Consider the following 24,269-nt stretch of genomic DNA (forward strand, 5'->3'; position numbering starts at 1 on the left):
ATCAGTGCTCACGGTGCTGTTCGGGATAGGAGAAGTGCGGCGCGGACACGTCGTCCAGCGCGGTGGTGATCGCCGGCGGCAACCGGACGCCCTCGGCGTCCAGCGCGGCCTGCAGCTGCTGGGCGGTACGCGCCCCGACGATCGGGGCGACCACGCACGGGCGGTCGCGCAGCCAGGCCAGCGCCACGCCCAGCGGCGTGGTGCCCAGCCCCTGCGCGGCGGTGATCACCGCCTCCACGACCCGGTCGGCGGTGGCCGAGCGCAGCCCGTCGATGAACCCCTGCCACTGCGTCGAGGCGCCCCGCGAGTCGGTGGGCGTGCTGTGCCGGTACTTGCCGGTCAGCAGCCCCCGCCCCAGCGGCGACCAGGGCAGGATGCCCAGCCCGAGCGCCTCGGCCGCCGGGGCGACCTCCCGCTCGATCCCGCGCTGCAGCAGCGAGTACTCCACCTGCGTGCTGACGATCGGGGTGCGGCCGGGCCAGGCCCGCTGCCAGGTCACCGCCTGCGCGGTCTGCCAGCCGGTGAAGTTGCTGATCCCCACGTAGCGTGCCCGACCCGAGGCCACCGCGGTGTCGCACGCGGCCAGCGTCTCCTCGATCGGCGTCACGTCGTCCCAGGCGTGCAGCTGCCAGAGGTCGACGTGGTCCAGCCCCAGCCGCTCCAGGGAGGCGTCGAGGGCCGCCAGCAGGTGGCCCCGGGACGCCCCGCGGCCCATCGGCCCGGGCGCGGTGCGGCCCACCGCCTTCGTGGCGACCAGCACGTCCGAGCGCGGGACGACGTCGGCCAGCAGCCGCCCGAGGGTGCGCTCGCTCTCGCCGTCGGCGTAGACGTCGGCGGTGTCGACCAGCGTGCCACCGGCGTCGACGAAGGCCGTGAGCTGCATCGCGGCCTCGTCCTCGTCGGTGTCCCGGCCCCACGTCATGGTGCCCAGACCGAGCCGGGAGACCACGAGCCCGCTGCGCCCGAGCGCCCGCTGTTCCACGACGGGTCAACCTACCGTTGCCCACCGACGGGCCCCGGCAGCGACGAACCTCTCGGAGCGGTCTCCCCGGCCTCGACGGGCCCGCCACCTAGGGTGCCTGTCGTGCGACAGCCCTCGACCTGCCCTGCCCACCCGCTGACCGACGAGCGGGGAGCCTGACCATGGGATGGGTCGAAGCCGTCGTCCTCGGGCTCGTCCAGGGCCTGACCGAGTTCCTGCCGATCTCCTCCAGCGCCCACCTGCGGGTGGTCGGTGAGGCGTTCGGGTGGCAGGACCCGGGTGCGGCGTTCACCGCGATCACCCAGATCGGCACCGAGGCCGCCGTCCTCCTCTACTTCCGCAAGGACATCGCGCGGATCGTCGTCGCCTGGTGCCAGTCGCTCGTCGGCCGCCGGAAGGGCGACCCCGACGCGCGGATGGGCTGGCTGATCATCGTCGGGACCCTGCCGATCGTCGTCCTGGGGCTGCTGTTCCAGGACTCGATCGAGACGACGCTGCGTGACCTGCGCATCGTCGCCGTGGCCCTGATCGTCTTCTCGCTGATCCTGTTCTGGGCCGACCGCATCGGCAGCAAGCAGCGCCAGCTCCAGGACCTCACGGTGGGCCACGGCATCGCCTTCGGCTTCGCCCAGGCGATGGCCCTGATCCCCGGCGTCTCCCGGTCCGGCGGCACGATCACCGCCGGCCTCTTCCTCGGCTACTCGCGGGCCGCGGCCGCCCGCTACTCGTTCCTGCTCGCCGTGCCCGCCGTCCTGGGGTCGGGGTTCTTCCAGGCCTACGAGGCGCTCTCCGGCGACACCGAGGGCCGGGCCATCGCCTGGGGCCCGACCGTCCTGGCGACGGTCATCGCCTTCGGCGTGGGGCTGACCGTGATCGCCTGGCTGCTGCAGTACCTGGACCGGGGCAGCTTCACCCCCTTCGTCGTCTACCGCATCGCGCTGGGCCTGCTGGTGCTGGCGCTCGTCGGCGCCGGCGTCCTCGACCCCACCTGATCTCCGAGCCCCTCCGCTCCGCCGGCCCGGACGGCTGTCGGCACGGGCCCATAAGCTCGCGCACCAGCACGGGCCCAGCCGCGGGCCGATCGAGGAGGAGCACCCCATGACGACGGTCATCCTGCTCAGGCACGGCCGGACGACGGCCAACACCGCCGGCGTGCTCGCCGGCTGGACCCCCGGCGTGCAGCTCGACGAGACCGGTCAGGGGCAGGTGCAGGCGGTGGCCCAGCGGCTGGCCGCGGTGCCGCTGGCCGCGGTGGTCAGCAGCCCGCTGGAGCGCTGCCAGCAGACCGCCGGTGCCGTGGTGGCCGGCCGGGAGCTGGAGCTGCGCACCGACGACCGGCTCGGTGAGGCCCGCTACGGCGACTGGACCGGCCGGCCGATCAAGGAGCTGGCCAAGGAGCCGCTCTGGAAGGTCGTGCAGCAGCACCCCTCGGCGGCGGTCTTCCCCGGCGACGAGGGCGAGGGGCTGGCCCAGACCCAGGCCCGCGCGGTCGCCGCCGTCCGGGAGTGGAACGCCCGGCTCGGCCCGGACGCCGTCTGGCTGGCCTGCAGCCACGGCGACGTGATCAAGGCCGTGCTGGCCGACGCGTTCGGCATGCACCTGGACTCCTTCCAGCGCATCGTCGTCGACCCGGCGTCGATCTCGGTGGTCAGCTACACCGACACCCGGCCCTTCGTCGTCCGGGTCAACGACACCGGCGGCGACGTCGCGGCGCTCATCCCGCCGAAGAGGAAGCGCGGTCGGCGGAAGGCCTCCTCCGACGCGGTCGTCGGCGGCGGCGCGGGCTCCGGCGCCGCGTAACCTGATCGCCGTGCCTCGTCAGGTCTTCCTCTTCGACCGTCCCACCCGGTTCGTCGCCGGCACGGTGGGCCAGCCCGGCGACCGCACCTTCTACCTGCAGGCCTCCGACGAGGCCGGCCGCACGATCAGCGTGGCGCTGGAGAAGACGCAGGTCCAGGTGCTGGCCGACCGGATGAGCGAGCTGCTCGACGAGGTGGCCGGCCGGGCCTCCGTCGTCGTCCCGCCCGATGCCGACGTCGACGACCTCGACCCGCTCACCGCGCCCGTGGACGAGGAGTTCCGGGTCGCCGCGATGGGCCTGGCCTGGGACGGCGAGGCCGACGCCGTCGTCGTCGAGGCCGTGGCCGCGGGCGAGGAGCCGATCGAGGAGGACGTGATCCTCTCCGACAGCGACGAGGGCCCCGACGCGCTGCGGGTGACCATCACCCCGGCCGCGGCCCGCGCCTTCGTCGCCCGTGCCCGCCGGGTGATCGCCGCCGGCCGCCCGTCCTGCCCGCTGTGCTCCCTGCCGCTCGACCCGGCCGGGCACGTGTGCCCTCGGCAGAACGGCTACCGGCGCTGATCGCCGGGTCGCCACGATGACCGCCCCCGTGAGCCCGGGCGAGGAGCCGGTCGAGGACGCCGACGGACTCGAGTACGAGTACGACCCCGAGGACGGGGACGAGGACGTCCGCACCCTCGACCTCGCCGCCTTCGACCACGGTGACCGGTGTGCGCCGGCCGGCGCCGAGGAGGTCGCCACCCTGCTGCGCGAGGGCGAGCTCGACCTGGAGGGCCGGCTGCTCGACGCCAGCAACGTCACGCTCATCGGGGCCATCCGGACGGAGACCCTCGCCGGCACCTGCGTCTACAAGCCGGTGGCGGGGGAGCGGCCGCTGTGGGACTTCCCCGACGGCACCCTCGCCGGCCGGGAGATCAGCGCCCACCTGGTGTCGGAGGCGACCGGCTGGTCGGTCGTCCCCCCGACCCTGCTGCGTGACGGGCCGTTCGGCAGCGGCATGGTGCAGCTCTGGATGGACGCCGACCCGGCCGTCGACCTCACCGAGTTCGTCCGCCGCGACGACCCCGGGCTGCGCCGGATGGCCGTCTTCGACGCGGTGGTCAACAACGCCGACCGCAAGGGCGGCCACATCATCCCGATGCCCGACGGCCACGTGTACGGCGTCGACCACGGCATCTGCTTCTCGGCCGACCCCAAGCTGCGCACCCTGCTGTGGCGCTGGGCCGGCAAGCCGCTGCTGCTGGAGCACCTGGCCGTCCTGGAGCGGTTGGACGAGCAGCTGCGCGGCGACCTGGGGGAGCAGTTGCACGAGCACCTCACCCGGCGTGAGGTCCGCCGCACCCAGCAGCGGGTCGCCGAGCTGCTGCGCACCAAGCTGCACCCCCAGCCCAGCGGTGACTGGCCGGCCCTGCCCTGGCCGCCGTTCTGAGCACGTCGTCATCCTCCGGATGACACCGCGGCCGACGGCCGTCCCCGGCCGCCGCTGAGCCGCTCCCTCCGATCGGTCGCGGGAGCCTCCGGCCCCCCCTTCGCGGAGAGCCGCTGGCGCGGCGCTGTCGTCGCCTTCCAGCCGGCGGTCACCCGCGGTGGTCCGGTCCCGGTGCGACTCGCCCGCGGGCCCCGACCGTTGCCGCGGTCGGGTGGGCGCTGACAGGGTGACCGGGTGCCGCACCGGAGCCGTCTGGCGATCCTGCTCATCGACCTGCCGCCGCACCTGCACGACCGGGGGCAGCAGTTCTGGTCCCGGGCCACCGGGCACCCGGTCGAGCCCGACGGGATCGACGACCACTGGTCCTCGCTCGGCTCGTTCGCCGACGGGTTCCATCTCGAGGTGCAGCGCACCGGTGAGGGCACCCCGCCCCGCTGGCACGTCGACATCGAGACCGACGACGTGCACGCCGAGGTCGCCCGGCTGGAGCAGCTGGGCGCGGTGCGGATCGCCGACATGGGCGGCTTCTGGCAGATGAAGGACCCTGCCGGCCTGCTGTTCTGCGTGGTCGGCATCCAGACCGGCGAGGAGTTCGAGCGGCACGCCACCACCTGGCCCTGACCACCCGGCGACCGAGCCCGGTCGCACCGGGTGGCGTGCCGGACCGTCGGTGGCCGGATCTAGGCTCGCTCCGTGCTCTCCTGGCCCGCTCCACTGCTCCCGACCCTGCCCGGGTCCGGCCCCGCCCTGCGGCTGTACGACACCGCGCGCGGCGAGGTCGTCCAGACGCAGCCGGGCCGCACCGCCCGGATGTACGTCTGCGGCATCACCCCCTACGACGCCACCCACCTCGGCCACGCCGCCACCTACCTCGCCTTCGACCTGGTCAACCGGGTCTGGCGGGACGCGCGGCACGCGGTGCACTTCGTGCAGAACGTCACCGACGTCGACGACCCGCTGTTCGAGCGGGCCGACCGCGACGGCGAGGACTGGATCGTGCTCGGCATGCGCGAGACGGCGCTGTTCCGCGAGGACATGACGGCGCTGCGGGTGCTGCCCCCGGACGACTACGTCGGTGCGGTCGAGTCGATCCCGCGGATCGTGGCGCACGTCGAGTCGCTCTGGGACGCCGGCCTGGCCTATCAGCTCGACGACGGCACCGGCGACGTCTACCACGACGTCGCCCAGGCCCCCGGCTTCGGCGGGGAGTCCGGCTACGACGAGTCCACCATGCTGCAGCTGTCCGCCGAACGCGGCGGCGACCCCGACCGGGCCGGCAAGCGCAACCGGCTCGACCCGCTGCTGTGGCGCGGCGCCCGCGACGGCGAGCCGTCCTGGCCCGGCCCGCGGGGCGTCGCCGGCCGCCCGGGGTGGCACATCGAGTGCGCCGCCATCGCCCTGGACACCATCGGCATGGGCTTCGACGTCCAGGGCGGCGGCAGCGACCTGGTCTTCCCGCACCACGAGTACTCCGCCGTGCACGCCGAGGCGCTCACCGGCACCAAGCCGTTCGCGCAGGCGTACGTGCACGCGGCGATGATCGGCCTGGACGGCGAGAAGATGAGCAAGAGCCGGGGCAACCTGGTGTTCGTCTCCCGGCTGCGCGGTGACGGGGTCGACCCGATGGCGATCCGGCTGGCCCTGCTCTCCGGCCACTACCGCACCGACCGGGCCTGGACGCCCGACCTGCTCGACCGGGCCGTGCGCCGGCTCGACACCTGGCGCCGCGCCGCCGCCCTGCCCCTGGGCGCGCCGGCCGGCCCGGTGCTCGCCGCGGTGCGTGAGCGCCTCGCCGACGACCTGGACACCCCCGGCGCCCTCGCCGCCGTCGACGCGTGGGCCGCGGCCAGCCTCGCCGAGGCGGCCTCGGGAGGCGGCGTCCCGGTCGCGCAGGCCGGCGACGACTGGGACGAGCAGTCACCCGTCGTCGTCGCCGACCTCGTCGACGCGCTGCTCGGGATCGCGCTGACGCCGTGAGCGGGGGCGGCACGGGTCACGAGTGGCTGGCGCACCCGCCCGCCTTCTCCCGGATCGACCGGCAGGCACGGGAGGACGCCGAGGCGCAGCTGGCCCCGGCCGCGGCCCGGTCGGCGCAGTCGCGGGGCCGGGCGCGCCCGGAGCCCGAGGACGAGCTGCGCACCTGCTGGGAGCTCGACCGCGACCGGATCCTGCACGCCAAGGCCTTCCGCCGGCTCAAGCACAAGACCCAGGTGTTCCTGCACCCCGACGGCGACCACTTCGTCACCCGGCTCACGCACACCCTGCAGGTCACCCAGGTGGCCCGCTCCCTCGCCCGCGCGCTCGGCCTGCACGAGACGCTGGCCGAGTCGATCGCGCTGGCCCACGACGTCGGGCACTCGCCCTTCGGGCACATCGGCGAGGACGCCCTGGAGCCCTACGTGGCGGGCGGCTGGCACCACGCCGCCCAGGGGGTGCGCATCGTCGAGGTGCTCGAGGACCTCAACCTCACCTGGGAGGTGCGCGACGGCGTCCGGGCGCACAGCTGGAAGATCGACCCGCCCCCGGCGACCCGCGAGGCCGAGTGCGTGCGGTTCGCCGACCGGATCGGCTACCTGTCCCACGACGCGCTGGACGCCGTCCGGGCCGGGGTGCTGCGCCCGGGCGACCTGCCGGCCCGCACGCTGGCCACCTTCGGCCCGCCCGGTGGGGCGATGGTCGGTGCCATGATCGAGGCGGTGGTCGACGGCTCGTTCCGCCAGGCGATGGACGACGCCCGGCACGCCGGCCCCGGTGGGCGCCCGGCGCCGTCGGTGCGGATGGACCCCGACGCCCTGGAGGCGATGCACGAGCTGCGGGCCTTCATGTTCGAGCGGGTGTACGGGTCAGAGGTCGCCGCCGGGCAGAAGCACGTGGCGATCGACGTCATCCGGCGGCTCGTCGACCACCACCTGGTTCACCCCGAGCTCATCCCGGCCAGCTACCGCGACACCGAGGCCGACGTCCTCACCCAGGTGGTCGACTACGTCACCGGCATGACCGACCGGTTCGCCCTGGCCACCCACGACCGGCTCTTCGACGACACCGCCTCCGTGCGGATGCGCCCGCTGCTCGTCACGCCCTGACCCCAGGGCAGGGCCCGCCGGCCCCTGGAGGCGCTGATCATGGTCGCCGGCCGGTCGGCGACTGGCCCGCCGACGCCTCGCGACTCCAGTCGAGAGCCAGAACGGGCTGGTGGTCGTCTCCGGTCACGGATGACGACCACCAGCCCGATGTCGGCGCCTCACCGATGTCGGCGAGGCCGCGAGGTCAGCTCGCGCTGCCGCGGCGGCGCAGCGGAAGGACCCCGTCGCCCCCCACCACTCGCAGGCTCGCGGTGGGCCCCTGCGACGGGGCCGAGGTCAGCTCGCGCCGCCGCGGCGGCGCAGGTAACGCTCGAACTCGCGGGCGATCTGGTCGCCGTTGGCCTGGGACAGGTCGGTGGCGGTCTGCCGCTCCTCCAGCGAGCGGACGTACTCGACGACCTCGTCGTCCTCCTGGGCCATCTCGTCGACCGTCTTCACCCACTCGTCGGCCTGCTGCGGCAGCGTGCCCAGCGGCACGGTCATCTCCAGCACCTCCTCGACCCGCTGCAGCAGCGCGACGGTGGCCCGGGGCGAGGGCGGCTGGGAGACGTAGTGCGGCACCGCCGCCCAGAAGCTCACCGCCGGCAGCCCGGCCTGGACGCAGGCGTCGGCGAAGACGCCGAGGATGCCGGTGGGGCCCTCGTAGCGGGAGGTCTCCAGGCCCCACGCCGCCGCCGAGTCGGCGTCGTAGGCCGAGCCGGTGACCGGCGTCGGCCGGGTGTGCGGGGTGTCGACGAGCAGCGCGCCGAGCGCGACGACGGTCGTGGCGCCCAGCTCCTGGATCAGCTCGATCAGCTCCTCGCAGAAGGTGCGCCAGCGCATGTTCGGCTCGATGCCCCGGATGAGCACCACGTGCCGGTCGCTGCCGGCGGGCTTGGCCACCGACAGGCGGGTGGTGGGCCACTCGATGCGGCGGCTGATGCCGTCGATCAGGGAGACGGTGGGTCGGTTGACCTGGAAGTCGTAGTAGTCCTCGGGGTCCAGTGCGGCCAGCGGGGTGGCGTCCCAGCTCAGCTCCAGGTGCTCCACGGCCCCGGTCGCTGCGTCCCCGGCGTCGTTCCACCCCTCGAACGCGACCACGACCACGGGGTCGTCCAGCTCGGGCAGGTCGTCTGCGGTGGACTTCGGATCGATCACCCTTCGAGCCTACGTCGATCTCGCCGACCACCCCGGGTGCCCGCGGGGCCGGTGGGGTGCCCCGGACGAGCGCGGGCCCCGGCTCGGGCGTCCCGGGCGCGGGAAGTGAGACCATGGGGGAGCTGTTCGAGGACGACGAGGCGCCGCGCTGCCCGTCGGAGTTGCCAGGGCCCTGGCGCCGGACGCCTCCGTGACCGTGTCCGATCGATCCCGAGGACCGCCCTGTGCCCGAGAACGCCCTGCTCGAGAGCCCACAGCCCGAGGATCCACAGCTCCGTCCCGATGCCACCGCCGAGCTCACCGAGCTGCTCCGGCAGCGGATCCTGGTGCTCGACGGCGCGATGGGGACGGCGATCCAGCGGGACCGGCCGGACGAGGCGGGCTACCGGGGGGAGCGGTTCGCCGACTGGCCCACCGACGTCCAGGGCAACAACGACCTGCTCAGCATCACCGCCCCGGACGTGATCAGCGGCATCCACCGCGAGTACCTCGAGGCCGGCGCCGACCTGATCGAGACCAACACCTTCAACGCCACCCGCATCTCGCTGCTCGACTACGGGATGCAGGAGCTGGCCTACGAGCTCAACGTCGCCTCCGCCCGGTTGGCCCGCGCCGCCTGCGACGCGGTCAGCACCCCGGAGAAGCCGCGCTACGTCGTCGGCGCGCTCGGTCCGACCAGCCGGACGGCGTCCATCTCGCCCGACGTCAACGACCCCGGCGCCCGCAACGTCACCTTCGACGAGCTGGTCGAGGCCTACCTGGAGCAGGCCAACGGGCTGGTCGACGGCGGCGCGGACGTGCTGCTGATCGAGACGATCTTCGACACGCTCAACGCCAAGGCGGCCGTCTACGCCCTGGAGACGCTGTTCGAGGAGCGCGGCCGTCGCTGGCCGGTGATGATCTCCGGCACCATCACCGACGCCTCCGGCCGCACCCTCTCCGGCCAGGTGACCGAGGCGTTCTGGCACTCGGTGCGGCACGTCAGGCCGCTGCTGGTCGGGCTGAACTGCGCGCTGGGGGCCAAGGAGATGCGGCCCTACATCGCCGAGATGTCGCGGATCGCGGACACCTTCGTCTCCTGCTACCCGAACGCCGGGCTGCCCAACGCCTTCGGTGAGTACGACGAGTCGCCGGAGGAGACCGCGGCGATCGTCGCCGAGTTCGCCCAGAGCGGTTTCGTGAACCTGGTCGGCGGCTGCTGCGGCACGACGCCGGCGCACATCGCCGCGATCGCCCGCTCCGTCGCGGGCGCCCAGCCGCGCACCCCGGTCGAGACGGCGCCGGCGCTGCGGCTGTCCGGGCTGGAGCCGCTGACCGTCACCGAGGACAGCCTGTTCGTCAACGTCGGCGAGCGGACGAACATCACCGGGTCGGCGCGCTTCCGCAACCTGATCAAGGCAGGCGACTACCCGGCGGCGCTGGCCGTGGCCCGCCAGCAGGTCGAGGCCGGCGCGCAGGTCATCGACGTGAACATGGACGAGGGCATGATCGACGGGGTCGCGGCGATGGACCGCTTCCTCAAGCTGGTCGCCACCGAGCCGGACATCTGCCGGGTGCCCACGATGATCGACTCCTCCAAGTGGGAGGTCATCGAGGCCGGCCTCAAGTGCGTGCAGGGCAAGGCGATCGTCAACTCGATCTCGCTGAAGAACGGCGAGGAGGAGTTCGTCCACCAGGCCCGGCTGTGCCGCAAGCACGGCGCGGCGGTGGTGGTGATGGCCTTCGACGAGAACGGGCAGGCCGACAGCCTGCAGCGCCGCACGGAGATCTGCCGGCGCGCCTACGACGTGCTCACCCAGCAGGTCGGGTTCCCGGCCGAGGACATCATCTTCGACCCGAACGTCTTCGCCGTGGCCACCGGCATCGAGGAGCACGCCACCTACGGCGTCGACTTCATCGAGGCGACCCGCTGGATCAAGCAGAACCTGCCCGGCGCGCTGGTGTCCGGTGGCGTCTCCAACGTCTCGTTCTCCTTCCGCGGCAACAACCCGGTGCGGGAGGCGATCCACGCCGTCTTCCTGTTCCACGCCATCGCCGCGGGGATGGACATGGGCATCGTCAACGCCGGCGCGCTGGAGGTCTACGACGAGGTCCCCGAGCTGCTGCGCGAGCGGATCGAGGACGTCGTCCTGAACCGGCGGCCGGACTCGACCGAGCGGCTGCTGGAGATCGCCGCGGACTTCGCCGGCGACGGCGCGGCCAAGGAGGTCGCCAGCGAGGAGTGGCGGGCGCTGCCGGTGGGGGAGCGGATCACCCACGCGCTGGTGAAGGGGATCGACGAGTTCGTCGAGACCGACACCGAGGAGCTGCGGCTGGAGATCAGCGCCCGCGGCGGCCGGCCGATCGAGGTGATCGAGGGCCCGCTGATGGACGGCATGAACGTCGTCGGTGACCTGTTCGGGCAGGGGAAGATGTTCCTGCCGCAGGTGGTGAAGAGCGCCCGGGTGATGAAGAAGGCCGTCGCGCACCTGATCCCGTTCATCGAGGCGGAGAAGCAGCCCGGGGACGCCGAGCGGAGCAACGGCAAGGTCGTCATGGCCACCGTGAAGGGCGACGTGCACGACATCGGCAAGAACATCGTCGGCGTCGTCCTGCAGTGCAACAACTACGACGTGGTCGACCTGGGCGTGATGGTCCCGGCGCAGAAGGTCCTGGACACCGCCAAGGCCGAGGGCGCCGACGTCATCGGGCTGTCGGGGCTGATCACCCCGTCGCTGGACGAGATGGTGAACCTGGCGACGGAGATGGAGCGGCAGGGGTTCACCATCCCGCTGCTCATCGGGGGCGCCACCACGTCCCGGGCGCACACCGCGGTGAAGGTCGCGCAGAAGTACTCCGGCCCGGTGATCTGGGTGAAGGACGCCTCCCGCTCGGTGCCGGTCGTCGCCGCCCTGCTGTCGGACGAGCAGCGGCCGGCCCTGCTCGCCGAGACCGACACCGAGTACGCCGCGCTGCGCGAGCGGCACGCGGCCCGCACCGACACCCGGGCGCTGCTGCCGTTGGCCACCGCACGGGCGAACGCGACCCCGGTCGACTGGAGCGGCTACACCCCGCCGCGGCCGCGGATGCTGCTCCAGCAGACCCGCGACGTCTGCGCCGGCCCGGTCTGCGACCACCCGCAGGGCCACGCGACCCAGTTCGTGCGCACCTTCACCGACTACCCGCTGGCCGAGCTGCGCGACTACATCGACTGGCAGCCGTTCTTCAACGCCTGGGAGATGCGCGGGCGCTTCCCCGACATCCTGCACAACCCGGCCAGCGGCGAGGCCGCCCGCCGGCTCTACGACGACGCCCAGGCGATGCTCGACCGGATCGTCGAGGAGCGCTGGCTGCAGGCCAACGGCGTCCTCGGGCTCTTCCCGGCCGCCCGGGTCGACGGCGAGGACATCGAGGTCTACACCGACGAGTCGCGCACAGCCGTCCGGGCGACGCTGCACCAGCTGCGGCAGCAGACCGAGGGCCGGGACGGTTCGCCGCGCAAGTCGCTGGCCGACTTCGTCGCGCCCGAGGAGACCGGGCTGCGCGACCACGTCGGCGCCTTCGCGGTCACCGCCGGCCTCGGCTCCGCGGAGCGGGTGGCGAAGTTCAAGGAGGACAACGACGACTACTCGGCGATCCTGCTGGAGTCGCTGGCCGACCGGCTGGCCGAGGCGTTCGCCGAGCGGCTGCACGAGCGGGTGCGCACCGAGTTCTGGGGCTACGCCCCCGACGAGCAGCTGGACGCCGACGGGCTGATCGCCGAGCGGTACCGGGGCATCCGGCCGGCTCCGGGCTACCCGGCCTGCCCGGAGCACACCGAGAAGCAGACGATCTGGGAGCTGCTCGACGTGCAGGCGAACACCGGCATCGAGCTGACCGAGTCGATGGCGATGTGGCCGGGCGCGGCGGTCAGCGGGCTCTACTTCTCCCACCCGCAGTCGCAGTACTTCGTGCTCGGCCGGGTCGGCCGCGACCAGGTCGAGGACTACGCCCGGCGCAAGGGCTGGACGGTCGCCGAGGCCGAGAAGTGGCTCTCGCCGAACCTGGGCTACCGCACCGAGGACGAGTGAAGCTGGAGGACCCCCGTGCCCCCCACGCCTCGCTCCGCTCGGCGCGGGCCCCTGCACGGGGGCCGGGGGTCGGGGTCACTCGACGACGAGGACGTCGGTGTACGTCGCCGAGTGACGGCTGGCGAAGGCGTACTCGCCGGGCTCGTCCGGGGCCAGGAAGGTCAGCAGGGTGCGGCCGGGGACCTCGACGTCGAACGACCCGTCGTCCGCGGTGATCGTCACCTCCTGGTCGGTGCCGTTGTGCACGGTCACCCGCTGGCCGGCCGCGACCGGGCCGGCCACGTGGAAGCGGGTCTCGTCGACCAGCACCCCGACGGTCAGCTCGCCGTGGTCGTGCCCGGCCATCGGGTCCACCGCCGCCGGGTCGACAGCCGCCGGCTCCCCGGCCGCCGGAGCCGAGCCGGCCTGCGCAGTGGCGAGCGTCGCGGCGGGCGGGGGAGGGGACGCCGCCAGCGCGACCGCCAGCGCGACGGTCGCCAGCAGCACGGCCACCTCGACCACCGCCAGCCGCCGGAAGGCACCGGGCCGACCGGCGCGCAGCTCGGGCAGCGTCCGCCGCCGGTGCCACCAGCCCAGCACGCCGGCTGCCGTGAGGCCGAGCGTCTTGGCGAGCAGCAGCGCGCCGTAACCGCTGCCGAGAGCCGCGACCACCGCCCCGGCGCCGCCGAGGACCAGGCCGGCGGCCAGCACGCCGGAGACCGCGGTCGCCACCCAGCAGGTCAGTGCCAGGGCGCTGAAGCGCTCGGTTGCCGCGACCGGCGCGCGGCCCCACCACAGCAGGCCCCCGAGGCCGCCCACCCACAGGCTCGCGGCCACGACGTGCACCGCGAGGGTCGTCACGGCGACCACGTGGTCGTCGGCCGCCGACGAGTGCCCGCTCAGCACGACGGGGACGACCAGCGCGGCCAGGGCGACCACCAGCAGCGGGCGCGCGCCGGCGGTGCCGCCGCGGCGCCGGGCCGCCAGTGCGACCGCGGCGCTGAGGGCCACGACCAGCAGCGCCGCCCGGCCCGCGCCGGTGTCGACGAAGAAGACCCGGAGAGAGGAGGGGTCCAGCGCCGTCGGCGGCACGCCGACCAGCCGGCTCACGGTCAGCAGACCGCCGAGGGCCGTCGCCACCGCCCAGAGCAGGGCCCAGCCCGAGGCTGCGCGCAGCGCCCGCCGGGCCGGCTCGGACAACGGCCCACCGGGGAGCAGCACGGCGGCGACCAGCAGCGCACCGACGGTGCCCACCGCGGCGACCCGGCCGATGAGGGTGACCACCGGCGCGCCCACCTCGACGAGCTGCCCGGCCTGCCGCAGGCCCGCCGCCCCCTCGGCTCCGGCAGCGCCACCGACCGCCAGTGCGCCGCCCAGGACGGCCAGCAGGCCCACGGTGCCCGCCACGGCCAGGGTCAGGGGCGCCGGCCGCCTCGGGCCCGGCGTACCGGCCGGCGCCGTCTGCTCGGTGGGCGCCGGTGCGACCGCGCTGCTCACGACCGACGCCGGCTGCGGACCAGCGCCGCCACCGCGCCGACCAGCACCGCGCCGGCCGCGATCAGCCAGCCCACGGCCGGCCCGCTCCCGGTGGCCCGGCCGGCCTCCGCCAGCGCGGGGTCGCCGTCCTGGGCCGGGTCCGGGCCCGTGGCGGTCGTGCCCGGGGTGCCCGCGGTGGGGGCTGTGGCGCCCTCGGCGGGCGCTGTGGCCGAGGGCGCCGGTGCCGGGGCGGTCGCGACGGTGAAGGCGAAGCTGCCGGTGAGGGCGTGGCCGTCGGAGGACGTGCTCCGCCACTCGACGCTGTAGGCACCCGCGGGCACCCCGCCGGCCAGCGGCTGGACCACCGACCTGCCGCTGATCTCCGCGGCACCGTCGGACACCGACTGGCCGTCCGGGCCGGTCACCACCACCTGGGTGCCCAGCGGCAGCGGCTCCCCGGTGAACTCGAGCTCGACGACGGTGGGGGAGGAGGTCACGGCCGCCCCCGACCCCGGGGTGGTGCGGACCAGACCGTCGTGGGCGCGGGCCGGACCGGCGCCGGCGGCCAGCACGAGGACGGCGAGGACGAACACGGTCAGCAGAGCCGGCAGACCCGCCGTCCACCGTCGCCGGGCGGAGGTCACCCGGAGGACCGGCGACAGGGCTCGGAGCGCAGTCATGCCCGGTGTTCGTGCGTGACGGTCGATCCGGTTGGGCCGACGCAGGTGGCGGCGTCCCGCGCCGCGGCCTCGGCGGGTTCCACCGGCCACACAGCGAGGGGCTCCCATCGGCTGCACAGCCGGGGGACAGAAAAAGATCCGGATCGGGTGAACCGCTCCGGCCCCCGGGGCCGAACCACAGGCGATCGGCGCGGCAGCGGAGACCACCCAGCTGCCGACCTGCAGCCGGTCGTGGTCTTCACGGACCTGATCGACAGCGGGCGCACCGACGCGTCCGCCGGCACGACGGGCGAGTGGTTCCCAACCGCCGTCCTGCGGCCACCTCCCCGGAGGCGACCGCATCCCGACAACGAGGAGCATCAATGCGCAAGGCACTCGCACTCCCGGCCGTCGCCGCGGCCGCGGCCTTCCCGCTGCTGACCATGACCGCCGCCTCGGCGCACGAGGGCACGCACAGCTACCAGGCCGACCTCGGCGCGGTGAACCAGTCCGGCGTCTCCGGCACCGGCATGGTCACGCTGGACGGAAACACCGCCACGGTGATGATCGAGGCCTCCGGGCTGCTCGCCGGCTCGCCGCACGCCCAGCACTTCCACATCGGCGCCATGGGCACCTGCCCCAGCAACGACCTGTCCGACGACGCCAACGGTGACGGTTTCGTGAGCGTCACCGAGGCCGCCAAGTACTACGGGGCCATCGGCACGTCGCTGACCACCACCGGCGACACCAGCCCGGACAGCGGCCTGGCGATCGACCGGTTCCCGACCGCCGAGGGCGGCTCGATCAGCTACGAGCGCACCTTCGAGGTCTCCGACGACGTCCACGCGGCGTTCGAGGCGGGCACCGCCGTCCTGGTCCTGCACGGGGTGGACAAGGACGGGTCGGGCGCCTACGACGGCGACGTCAAGAGCGACCTCGACCCGTCGCTGCCGATGGAGGCCACCGCCCCGGCCGCCTGCGGCTCGCTGGATGCCGCGCAGATGGGCGCCGCCCCCGCCGGTGGCGCCGAGACCGGTGCCGGCAGCACCGCCGGCACGGAGAACACCACGGCCATGGGCGTCGGCGCCCTCGCCGCCGTCGGTGCCGCCGCCGCCGGTGCGGTCGCCTACCGCCGTCGTCAGGCCGACCAGGCCTGATCCGGCTCCGTGCCGCGCGGGGAGGGCGACCTCCCCGCGCGGCACGGCACCCCCACCCCACCCTGCGGAAGGAACCCCGTGACCGAGCCCCGCGGCCGCCGGCCGAGCACCCGCACCTGGACGGCGCTGGCCGTCGCCCTCGCGATCGTGGCCCTCGTCGCGGTGGTGGTGGCGGTGACCGGTCAGCAGGAGGCGCCGCGGCCGGCACCAGCCGCCGACCGCGCGGAGAGCTCGGCGCCGCCCAGCACGGTCGCACCGCCCGCGCCGTCCTCCGCGGCCCCCTCGACGGACGCCGAGACGGCCGCCCAGCCGGTCGCCGCCCCGGTGGCGGTCAGCATCCCGGCCATCGACGTCACCAGCGACCTGTTGCGCCTGGGCCTCAACGACGACGGCACCGTCGAGGTGCCGCCGCTGGGCCCGGACGACCAGGCCGGCTGGTACGAGCGGGGCCCGGCGCCCGGGGCGATCGGACCTGCGGTCCTGCTCGGCCACGTCGACTCCGCCGAGCACGGCCCGGGGGTCTTCTTCGACCTCGGTGGCCTGCAGCCCGGGGACGAGGTGCGTGTCGACCGCGCGGACGGCACGACCGCCGTGTTCGCCGTCGACCGGGTGGAGACCCACCCCAAGGACGACTTCCCGACCCTCGCCGCCTACGGCAACACCGCCGACGCGCAACTGCGGCTGATCACCTGCGGTGGCGACTTCGACTCGTCGGTCCGCAGCTACGAGGACAACGTGATCGCCTTCGCGACCCTCGTGCGCACCGAGCCGGCCTGAGCGGCCGCCGCCGGCCGGCTCCCTAGACTGCCCGGGTGTCGGCGACCCCGGTGAGCAGCGTGTCCGTGCAGTCACTGCAGGCGGTGCTGTTCGACATGGACGGCACCCTCGTGGAGACCGAGGAGCTGTGGGGCGAGGCGATGGACGAGCTCGCCGCCCAGCTCGGCGGGGTGTTCTCCGCGGAGGGGCGCCAGCAGACCGTCGGCGCCTCGATGCGGGTGGCGATGCAGGTGCTCTACGCCGACCTGGGCCTGACCCGCGACGAGGAGCAGCTGGTCTCGGACGCGCAGTGGGTCGAGCAGCGGACGGCGGCGCTGATGACCAGCCGCGGCATGCCCTGGCGGCCCGGCGCCCGTGAGCTGCTGCTCGCGGTGGCCGACGCCGGCCTGGCGACCGCGCTGGTCACGACGACCCCCCGCCGGATCGCCGCCCTGGTGATCGACTCGATCAGCGCAGACCTGGGCCGGATGCCGTTCGACGTGACCGTCTGCGGGGACGAGGTGCCGGCCCGCAAGCCCGACCCGGCCCCCTACCTGCAGGCCATGGCGGCGCTGGGGGTGGAGCCGGGTGGCTGCCTGGTGGTCGAGGACTCCCAGGTCGGCGTGGCCGCGGGCCTGGCGGCCGGAGCGGTCGTGCTCGGCGTCCCGTCGTTGCAGCCACTGGAAGCCGGCGGGCTGCTCACCCTCCGCGCATCCCTGGTCGGCCTCACCGTCGCGGACCTCGCCGCGCTGGTCGACGACGTCCGCGCCGGGAGCTCGCCACCGGCCTGACCAGGTCCCCGTCGTCTGGCTACAGCCACTGGAGTCCCCGGGTCGCGAGGCCCGCTCAGTGTTCCGGATCGGCCGAGGAAGTCGATCGACCCGGCGCCGACCCCCTGGCAGCATCCGGCCGATGGACTTCCTCAGGGCCAGCGACATCGCGCACGCCGAGCACCCGATCGCGGCGCCGGTCGCGCCCGAGGCGGTGCGCGCCCTGGTCCGCCACCTGGGGCCGGTGCCCGCCGGGGCCACCTTCCTCGACCTGGGCTGCGGGTACGGGAGGTGGCTGATGGAGGCCCTCGCGGCGCACCCGGGGACCACCGGAGTGGGGGTCGACCGGGTGCTCCCCGCCGGCCTCGCCCAGGAGGCCACCGGCCGAGGCCTCACCGGCCGGGTCCGGTGGGTGGAGGCCGACGCACAGGACTGGACAGGGGACGAGCTCGTCGACGTGGTGCTCTGCGTCGGCGCCACGCACGCCTTCGGCGGCCTCGACGGCACCCTGCAGGCCGCGCGCCGGCACCTGCGCCCGGGTGGGCGACTGGTCCTCGGTGACGGGATCTGGGACGCCCCGCCCTCGCCGGCCGCCCTGGAGCACCTGGAGATCGGGGCAGACGACAGGCCCGACCTCGCCGGGCTGGTCGAGCGGGTGCAGGCCGCGGGCTGGGAGCCCGGCCACGGTCACGTGAGCTCGCTGGCCGAGTGGGACGAGTACGAGCTGTCCTGGACCGGCTCGCTCACCACCTGGGCGCTGCACGACGCACCGACCCAGCAGGACCGGACCGACGCGCTGGAGATCGCCCGCTCGCACCGCACGGCCTGGTTGCGTGGCTGGCGGCGGCACCTCGGGTTCGCCACGCTCGTGCTGCACGACGTCCGCCGGCCGGACGCCGGCTGAGCCATCCGGACCAGGGCGTCAGCTCGCGGCGGTGACCGGCAGGGTGGTGCGCCAGCCCGCGGCGGCGGCCGCCTCGGCCGGGAACGGCGGGGGAGTGCCGCCGAAGGCCGGGCACAGCGCCTGGTGGTCGCACCAGCTGCACAGCCGGCTCTTGTTGGCCCGGAAGTCACCGGTCTCCACCGCCCGCTCGATCGCCGCCCAGATCGCCTGGAGGGTGCGCTCGAAGCGCAGCAGCTCGGCCTCGTCGGGGGAGTAGGTGAGCGCGTCGCCGTCCTTGAGGTAGAGCAGCTTGAGCTGGGCGGCGACCACCCCGCGGGTGCGCCACAGCACCAGTGCGTAGAACTTCATCTGGAACAGGGCCTTGCCCTCGAACGCCTCCCGGGGCATGCCCCCGGTCTTGTAGTCGACCACCCGCAGCGCACCGGTCGGGGCGACGTCGAGCCGGTCGACGTAGCCGCGCAGCAGCAGCCCGTCGGGGAGCGTGACCTCGACCAGCTCCTCCCGGCCCGCGGGCTGGATGCGGGTCGGGTCCTCCAGCCGGAAGTAGGTATCGACCAGCTCACCGGCCGACGCCAGCCAGGCCTCCAGGCTCTCCGCCACCGGCGCGTCCGCGCCCTCGGGTGCCTCGAACAGCTCGGTGATGCCCGGCTCCTCGCGCAGCTCGGCCCAGGCCGGGTCGACCAGCGTGCGGGCCGCCTCGACGGTGCGCTGCGCGGGTGGCAGGTCGTACAGCTTCTCCAGCACCGCGTGGACGAGGGTGCCGCGCACGGCCGCCCGCGACTTCTTCTCCGGCAGCCGGTCGATGGTGCGGAAGCGGTACAGCAGCGGGCAGGACTTGAAGTCGGCGGCCCGGGACGGCGACAGCGACGGGCGGCGCGGGGTGCTGTCGGCAGCCGTCGTCCGCTCGGCGGCGGCCTCCACGAGGGTGGTCGTCTCCGGGGCAGTCGTGCCCGGCTCGGCCCCGGGGGACCGGCCGGCGTCCAGCGTCACCGTCATGGCCCCGAGGTTAGGTCGGGCCACCGACATTCCCGGTCAGCCGGTCCGGCGCGTGCGCCGAGGGCCGGCCGATCCGCCGTCCGTACCCTCCCGGTACGTGAGCGAACAGCCAGAGCAGCCGCAGGACGACACCGTCGAGACTCCGGCGGTGCTCCCGGCCCCGGACCCCACCGCGAGCGAGCTGCTCGCCGACGTCCCCCTGGAGCCGGTCGTCGTCGACGGCGACCCGGCCCCGCCGGCGGCGGCCGAGCCGGTGGACGGCGCGTTCCGGGTCGGCGACCGGGTCCAGCTCACCGACCCCAAGGGCCGGCACCACACCGTCGTCCTGGAGCCGGGCAAGGAGTTCCACACCCACCGCGGCGCGATCAGCCACGACGAGCTGATCGGTGCACCGGAGGGCTCGGTCGTCCACTCGACGGCGAACACCGGGTACCTGGCGCTGCGGCCGCTGCTGGCCGACTTCGTGCTCTCCATGCCCCGCGGCGCGCAGGTGATCTACCCCAAGGACGCCGCCCAGATCGTCGGCTTCGGCGACATCGGCCCGGGGATGCGGGTGCTCGAGGCCGGCGCCGGCTCGGGCGCGCTGAGCTGCTCCCTGCTGCGTGCGGTGGGCGAGCACGGCACGCTGACCAGCTACGAGCGGCGGGAGGACTTCGCCGACGTCGCGCGGGGCAACGTGGGCGCCTTCTTCGGCGAGGTGCCGGCGAACTGGTCGTTGCGGCTGGGCGACCTGGCCGACCACCCGGCCACCGAGACCGTCGACCGCGTCGTCCTGGACATGCTGGAGCCGTGGGCGGTGCTGCCCACGGTCGCCGCGGCGCTGCGCCCCGGGGGCGTGCTGATCGGCTACGTCGCCACCACGACCCAGCTGTCGACCTACGTGGAGGCGGTCCGGGCGCAGGGCGTCTGGACCGAGCCGTACGCCTGGGAGACCATGCTGCGGCCCTGGCACGCCGAGGGTCTGGCGGTGCGTCCGGAGCACCGGATGGTGGCCCACACGGCGTTCCTGGTGACCGCCCGACGGCTGGCCGAGGGAGCCGTGGCGCCGTTGCGGCAGCGGCGCAAGAAGCTCGCCTGAGCGGGCTCGCGTGTCGGTCGGATGACGTCCTGACCCAGCGTCCGCACGCGTTCACGATCCAGCGGCGCCGTCGGTCCACGCGTGTATAGATTGGCCTCCTGGCTCCCCCCGATGTGTGCGGAGGTGCGCGATGGGCGGCATTGGTCCTGATGAGTTCCGAGCGCGGCGTGAACGTGACGTCGCCTCCCTGGTGAGCCAGATCTCCTACCTCGAGGAGGAGATCGGGTTGCTGCGACGCAAGGTCTCCGACAGCCCGCGCCAGGTGCGCGCGCTGGAGGAGCGGCTCGCCGAGGCGGAGGGCCGGGCGGCCTTCCTCTCCGAGCGCAACGACAAGCTGGCCGGCACGCTCCGCGAGGCGCGTGAGCAGCTGGTCACGCTCAAGGAGGAGATCGAGCGGCTCGGGCAGCCGCCGTCGGGCTACGGCGTCTTCCTGGAGGACTTCGAGGACGGCACGGTCGACGTGTTCACCGGCGGCCGCAAGCTCCGGGTGACGGTCTCCCCGGCGCTGGAGGTCACCGACCTGCGGCAGGGCCAGGAGGTCATGCTCAACGAGGCGATGAACGTCGTCGCCGCGCGGGGCTTCGAGCGGGCCGGTGACGTGGTCATGCTCAAGGAGCTGCTCGAGCCGGTGGAGGGCGAGCCGCGCCGCGCGCTCGTCATCGGGCACACCGACGAGGAGCGGGTGGTCCGCCTCGCCGACTCCCTGGCGGGCCAGCCGCTGCGCAGCGGCGACTCGCTGCTGCTGGAGTCCCGGTCGGGGTACGTGTACGAGCGGATCCCCAAGAGCGAGGTCGAGGAGCTCGTCCTCGAAGAGGTCCCCGACATCGACTACGAGGACATCGGTGGGCTCTCCCGGCAGATCGAGCAGATCCGGGACGCCGTCGAGCTGCCGTTCCTGCACGCCGACCTGTTCCGGGAGTACGAGCTGCGCCCGCCCAAGGGCATCCTGCTGTACGGCCCGCCCGGCTGCGGCAAGACGCTGATCGCCAAGGCGGTGGCCAACTCGCTGGCCAAGAAGGTGGCGGCGGTCCGCGGTGACTCCGACACCACCCAGGGGAAGTCCTACTTCCTCAACATCAAGGGCCCGGAGCTGCTGAACAAGTACGTCGGGGAGACCGAGCGGCACATCCGGCTGGTGTTCCAGCGGGCCCGGGAGAAGGCCAGCGAGGGCACGCCGGTCATCGTCTTCTTCGACGAGATGGACTCGATATTCCGCACCCGCGGGTCGGGGGTCTCCTCCGACGTCGAGTCGACGATCGTCCCGCAGCTGCTCAGCGAGATCGACGGCGTCGAGGGCCTGGAGAACGTCATCGTCATCGGCGCCTCCAACCGCGAGGACATGATCGACCCGGCGATCCTGCGGCCCGGCCGGCTGGACGTGAAGATCAAGATCGAGCGGCCGGACGCCGAGGCAGCACGGGACATCTTCAGCAAGTACCTGACGACGACCCTGCCGATCCACGCCGACGACCTGGCCGAGCACGGGGGCAGTCGCGAGGCGACCATCGCCGGGATGATCCAGAGCACCGTCGAGCGGATGTACACCGAGACGGAGGAGAACCGCTTCCTGGAGGTCACCTACGCCAACGGTGACAAGGAGGTCCTCTACTTCAAGGACTTCAACTCCGGGGCGATGCTGCAGAACATCGTCGACCGCGCGAAGAAGATGGCGATCAAGGACCGTCTGGAGACCGGCGTCGGGGGCCTGCGGGTCGGGCACCTGATGGCGGCGTGCGTGGACGAGTTCAAGGAGAACGAGGACCTGCCCAACACGACCAACCCCGACGACTGGGCGCGGATCTCGGGCAAGAAGGGTGAGCGGATCGTCTACATCCGCACGCTGATCAGCGGCAAGGGCGCCGACAGCGGACGCGCGATCGACACCGCCACCAACACCGGCCAGTACCTGTAACCGGCCGAGCGCCGACCGACTCGGCACCGACCGGCCCGTGCCGCCCCTCGCGGCACGGGCCGGTCGACGTTCCCGCTCCGTCGACCAGTGGTCCGCCGCGGGCACATAGCCTGGTCCCATGAGCGTGCGACGGGTGATGGGCACGGAGCTGGAGTACGGGATCTCGGTGCCGGGGCAGCCGGGGGCCAACCCGACGACGCTGTCGAGCCAGGTGGTCAACGCCTGGGCCTTCGCCGGGGCGCCCACGCCGCGCCGGCCGCGGTGGGACTTCGAGGAGGAGTCGCCGCTGCGCGACGCCCGCGGGTTCGACCTGTCGCCGGCCACCGCGCTGGACCACAACGACCTCGACGAGGACGCCGGGATGGCCAACGTCATCCTCACCAACGGCGCCCGGCTCTACGTCGACCACGCGCACCCGGAGTACGCGACCCCGGAGGTCACCAACCCGCGTGACGTCGTCCTCTGGGACAAGGCGGGGGAGCAGGTGATGGCCGAGGCCGCCCGCCGGGCCGCGCAGGTGCCCGGCACCCAGCCCATCCAGCTGTACAAGAACAACACCGACGGCAAGGGTGCCTCCTACGGCGCGCACGAGAACTACCTGATGAGCCGTTCGACGCCGTTCATCGAGATCATCCGCGGGCTGATCCCGTTCTTCGTCACCCGCCAGGTCTTCGCCGGCGCGGGCCGGGTCGGCATCGGCACGGAGGGACGCCGGGAGGGGTTCCAGCTCTCCCAGCGGGCCGACTTCTTCGAGGTCGAGGTGGGCCTCGAGACGACGCTCAAGCGGCCGATCATCAACACCCGCGACGAGCCGCACGCCAACCCGGACGAGTACCGCCGGCTGCACGTGATCATCGGCGACGCGAACCTCGCCGAGCTCTCCACCTACCTCAAGGTCGGGACGACGTCGCTGGTGCTGGCGATGATCGAGGCCCGGGCGCTCACCCAGGACCTGACCATCGAGGAGCCGGTCGAGGCGCTGCAGGCGATCAGCCACGACCCGTCGCTGACCCACACGGTGCGGCTGCGCGACGGGCGGCGACTGACCGCGATCGAGGTGCAGCGGGAGTACCTGGCCCAGGCGCAGAAGTTCGTCGCCGACAACGGGGACGACGACGGGCAGACCGCCGACGTCCTGCGCCGCTGGTCGGAGGTGCTCGACCAGCTAGCCGTCGACCCGATGCAGCTGGCCGACCGGCTCGACTGGCCGGCCAAGCTGCGGCTGCTGGAGGGCTACCGGCAGCGCGACGGGCTCTCCTGGGGCGACGCCCGGCTCAAGCTGGTCGACCTGCAGTACTCCGACGTCCGGCCGGAGAAGGGCCTCTACCACCGACTGGTGGCCCGCGGGGCCATGCAGCGGCTGCTCACCGACGAGGAGGTGACCCGGGCGATGACCACACCGCCGGCCGACACCCGGGCCTACTTCCGCGGCGAGTGCCTGCGGAGGTACCCGGCCCAGGTGGCCGCGGCGTCCTGGGACTCGGTGGTGTTCGACGTCGGCCGGGACGCCCTGGTGCGCATCCCGACCATGGAGCCGCTGCGCGGCACCCGGGAGCACGTGGCCGCCCTGTTCGAGTCGACCTCGACCGCCGCGGAGCTGGTCGACAGGATCACCGGCGGCTGACGCCCGCTGATCGGCCTCCCGACGCCGATCCGGTCCTCTGGCCCCGGACGGATCCGCGGACCGCGCACCGATCGTCACCGGAGAGGCGCGAGTCCGGCGGACTGTCACATCCCGCGGGTAGCGTTCGCCGCACCAGCTCAGCTGGCGACAGCTTCGACTCGGCACGGAGGGTCAGATGGCCACGAGGGACACCGGCGGGCAACAGCGGTCCACGCGTTCGCGTGAGGAGACCGAGGAGGTCGAGGCGTCGGTCGACACGACGGCGTCCGAGCGCACCAAGGAGGTGAGCGACGACGTCGACTCACTCCTGGACGAGATCGACGGCGTATTGGAAGAAAATGCCGAAGAATTCGTTAGAAGCTACGTACAAAAAGGGGGGGAGTGAATGGTCGACGGCCGCCATTTCTTTTAATTCGAAATGGTCGACGGTAAACACTGCCCGGACTGCGGGCAGGTCCGACCGTTGGACGAGTTCAC

The 24,269-nt window shown here is 73.6% G+C and carries 21 protein-coding genes; 16 read left to right on the plus strand and 5 right to left on the minus strand.

Annotation, left to right across the window (positions count from 1 at the left end; translation table 11 throughout):
• Position 1: 1 nt before the first annotated feature.
• Positions 2–982 carry an aldo/keto reductase gene (locus ACJTNH_RS05955; RefSeq protein ID WP_458173566.1) on the minus strand — a complete coding sequence of 327 codons (981 nt, stop codon included), beginning with the start codon at positions 980–982 and terminating at the stop codon, positions 2–4.
• A gap of 161 nt (positions 983–1,143) precedes the next feature.
• Here ACJTNH_RS05955 and ACJTNH_RS05960 point away from each other — a divergent pair, with 161 nt between their 5' ends.
• From ACJTNH_RS05960 to ACJTNH_RS05990, 7 genes are all read left to right on the plus strand, one after another.
• Complete coding sequence (locus tag ACJTNH_RS05960; protein WP_458173568.1) at positions 1,144–1,974, plus strand: undecaprenyl-diphosphate phosphatase; 831 nt, start codon at positions 1,144–1,146, stop codon at positions 1,972–1,974.
• Positions 1,975–2,080: 106 nt separating this feature from the next.
• The gene (locus tag ACJTNH_RS05965) at positions 2,081–2,782 is read left to right on the plus strand and encodes a histidine phosphatase family protein (RefSeq protein WP_458173570.1); all 702 of its coding nucleotides are present in this window, start codon (positions 2,081–2,083) and stop codon (positions 2,780–2,782) included.
• A 10-nt stretch (positions 2,783–2,792) separates the two neighbouring features.
• Positions 2,793–3,344 (plus strand): DUF3090 family protein, encoded by a 552-nt coding sequence (locus tag ACJTNH_RS05970; protein ID WP_222194953.1) that lies wholly within the window; start codon positions 2,793–2,795, stop codon positions 3,342–3,344.
• Between the two features lie 16 nt (positions 3,345–3,360).
• Entirely contained in the window at positions 3,361–4,212 is an 852-nt protein-coding gene (locus ACJTNH_RS05975; protein WP_458173572.1) for an SCO1664 family protein, read from the plus strand.
• Between the two features lie 234 nt (positions 4,213–4,446).
• Positions 4,447–4,833 (plus strand): VOC family protein, encoded by a 387-nt coding sequence (locus ACJTNH_RS05980; RefSeq protein WP_458173574.1) that lies wholly within the window; start codon positions 4,447–4,449, stop codon positions 4,831–4,833.
• A gap of 72 nt (positions 4,834–4,905) precedes the next feature.
• A complete protein-coding gene (gene mshC, locus ACJTNH_RS05985) occupies positions 4,906–6,189 on the plus strand; it encodes a cysteine--1-D-myo-inosityl 2-amino-2-deoxy-alpha-D-glucopyranoside ligase (RefSeq protein ID WP_458173576.1) in 1,284 nt (427 codons plus the stop codon).
• A complete protein-coding gene (locus ACJTNH_RS05990; protein ID WP_458173578.1) occupies positions 6,186–7,295 on the plus strand; it encodes an HD domain-containing protein in 1,110 nt (369 codons plus the stop codon). The genes mshC and ACJTNH_RS05990 overlap by 4 nt, the downstream gene beginning before the upstream one ends.
• Before the next feature lie 276 nt (positions 7,296–7,571).
• Here ACJTNH_RS05990 and ACJTNH_RS05995 read toward each other — a convergent pair whose 3' ends face one another.
• Complete coding sequence (locus tag ACJTNH_RS05995) at positions 7,572–8,432, minus strand: PAC2 family protein (RefSeq protein ID WP_458173580.1); 861 nt, start codon at positions 8,430–8,432, stop codon at positions 7,572–7,574.
• Between the two features lie 224 nt (positions 8,433–8,656).
• Between ACJTNH_RS05995 and metH the strand changes: the two genes are divergently transcribed.
• Positions 8,657–12,481 carry a methionine synthase gene (gene metH / locus ACJTNH_RS06000; RefSeq protein ID WP_458173582.1) on the plus strand — a complete coding sequence of 1,275 codons (3,825 nt, stop codon included), beginning with the start codon at positions 8,657–8,659 and terminating at the stop codon, positions 12,479–12,481.
• Between the two features lie 75 nt (positions 12,482–12,556).
• Here metH and ACJTNH_RS06005 read toward each other — a convergent pair whose 3' ends face one another.
• Both ACJTNH_RS06005 and ACJTNH_RS06010 read right to left on the minus strand, forming a co-directional pair.
• On the minus strand, positions 12,557–13,957 hold the full coding sequence (locus ACJTNH_RS06005; protein ID WP_458173584.1) for a CopD family protein: 1,401 nt from the start codon (positions 13,955–13,957) through the stop codon (positions 12,557–12,559).
• Complete coding sequence (locus tag ACJTNH_RS06010; RefSeq protein ID WP_458173586.1) at positions 13,954–14,616, minus strand: copper resistance CopC family protein; 663 nt, start codon at positions 14,614–14,616, stop codon at positions 13,954–13,956. Before ACJTNH_RS06010 ends, ACJTNH_RS06005 begins: the two co-directional genes overlap by 4 nt.
• 362 nt (positions 14,617–14,978) lie before the next feature.
• Between ACJTNH_RS06010 and ACJTNH_RS06015 the strand changes: the two genes are divergently transcribed.
• From ACJTNH_RS06015 to ACJTNH_RS06030, 4 genes are all read left to right on the plus strand, one after another.
• Positions 14,979–15,752, plus strand: coding sequence for a hypothetical protein (locus tag ACJTNH_RS06015; RefSeq protein ID WP_458173588.1), 774 nt, complete (start codon positions 14,979–14,981; stop codon positions 15,750–15,752).
• A gap of 78 nt (positions 15,753–15,830) precedes the next feature.
• On the plus strand, positions 15,831–16,529 hold the full coding sequence (locus ACJTNH_RS06020; protein ID WP_458173590.1) for a class F sortase: 699 nt from the start codon (positions 15,831–15,833) through the stop codon (positions 16,527–16,529).
• 35 nt (positions 16,530–16,564) lie between these two features.
• A complete protein-coding gene (locus ACJTNH_RS06025) occupies positions 16,565–17,299 on the plus strand; it encodes an HAD family hydrolase (protein WP_458173592.1) in 735 nt (244 codons plus the stop codon).
• 121 nt (positions 17,300–17,420) lie between these two features.
• Positions 17,421–18,182: an SAM-dependent methyltransferase gene (locus ACJTNH_RS06030; protein ID WP_458173594.1), complete on the plus strand. Its 762-nt coding sequence runs from the start codon at positions 17,421–17,423 to the stop codon at positions 18,180–18,182.
• Positions 18,183–18,200: 18 nt separating this feature from the next.
• Here the strand turns inward: ACJTNH_RS06030 and ACJTNH_RS06035 are convergent, their stop codons facing one another.
• Entirely contained in the window at positions 18,201–19,178 is a 978-nt protein-coding gene (locus tag ACJTNH_RS06035) for a RecB family exonuclease (protein WP_458173596.1), read from the minus strand.
• Between the two features lie 97 nt (positions 19,179–19,275).
• On the opposite strand from ACJTNH_RS06035, the gene ACJTNH_RS06040 reads away from it, so the two are divergent.
• The 4 genes from ACJTNH_RS06040 (at position 19,276) to ACJTNH_RS06055 (ending at position 24,177) form a co-directional block, all read left to right on the plus strand.
• The gene (locus ACJTNH_RS06040) at positions 19,276–20,256 is read left to right on the plus strand and encodes a tRNA (adenine-N1)-methyltransferase (protein ID WP_458173598.1); all 981 of its coding nucleotides are present in this window, start codon (positions 19,276–19,278) and stop codon (positions 20,254–20,256) included.
• A 190-nt stretch (positions 20,257–20,446) separates the two neighbouring features.
• Positions 20,447–22,168, plus strand: coding sequence for a proteasome ATPase (gene arc, locus ACJTNH_RS06045; protein WP_458173600.1), 1,722 nt, complete (start codon positions 20,447–20,449; stop codon positions 22,166–22,168).
• A gap of 118 nt (positions 22,169–22,286) precedes the next feature.
• Entirely contained in the window at positions 22,287–23,792 is a 1,506-nt protein-coding gene (gene dop, locus ACJTNH_RS06050) for a depupylase/deamidase Dop (RefSeq protein WP_458173602.1), read from the plus strand.
• A 175-nt stretch (positions 23,793–23,967) separates the two neighbouring features.
• The gene (locus ACJTNH_RS06055) at positions 23,968–24,177 is read left to right on the plus strand and encodes a ubiquitin-like protein Pup (RefSeq protein WP_458173604.1); all 210 of its coding nucleotides are present in this window, start codon (positions 23,968–23,970) and stop codon (positions 24,175–24,177) included.
• Positions 24,178–24,269: the final 92 nt, after the last annotated feature.

This window comes from Modestobacter lacusdianchii, assembly GCF_054177765.1.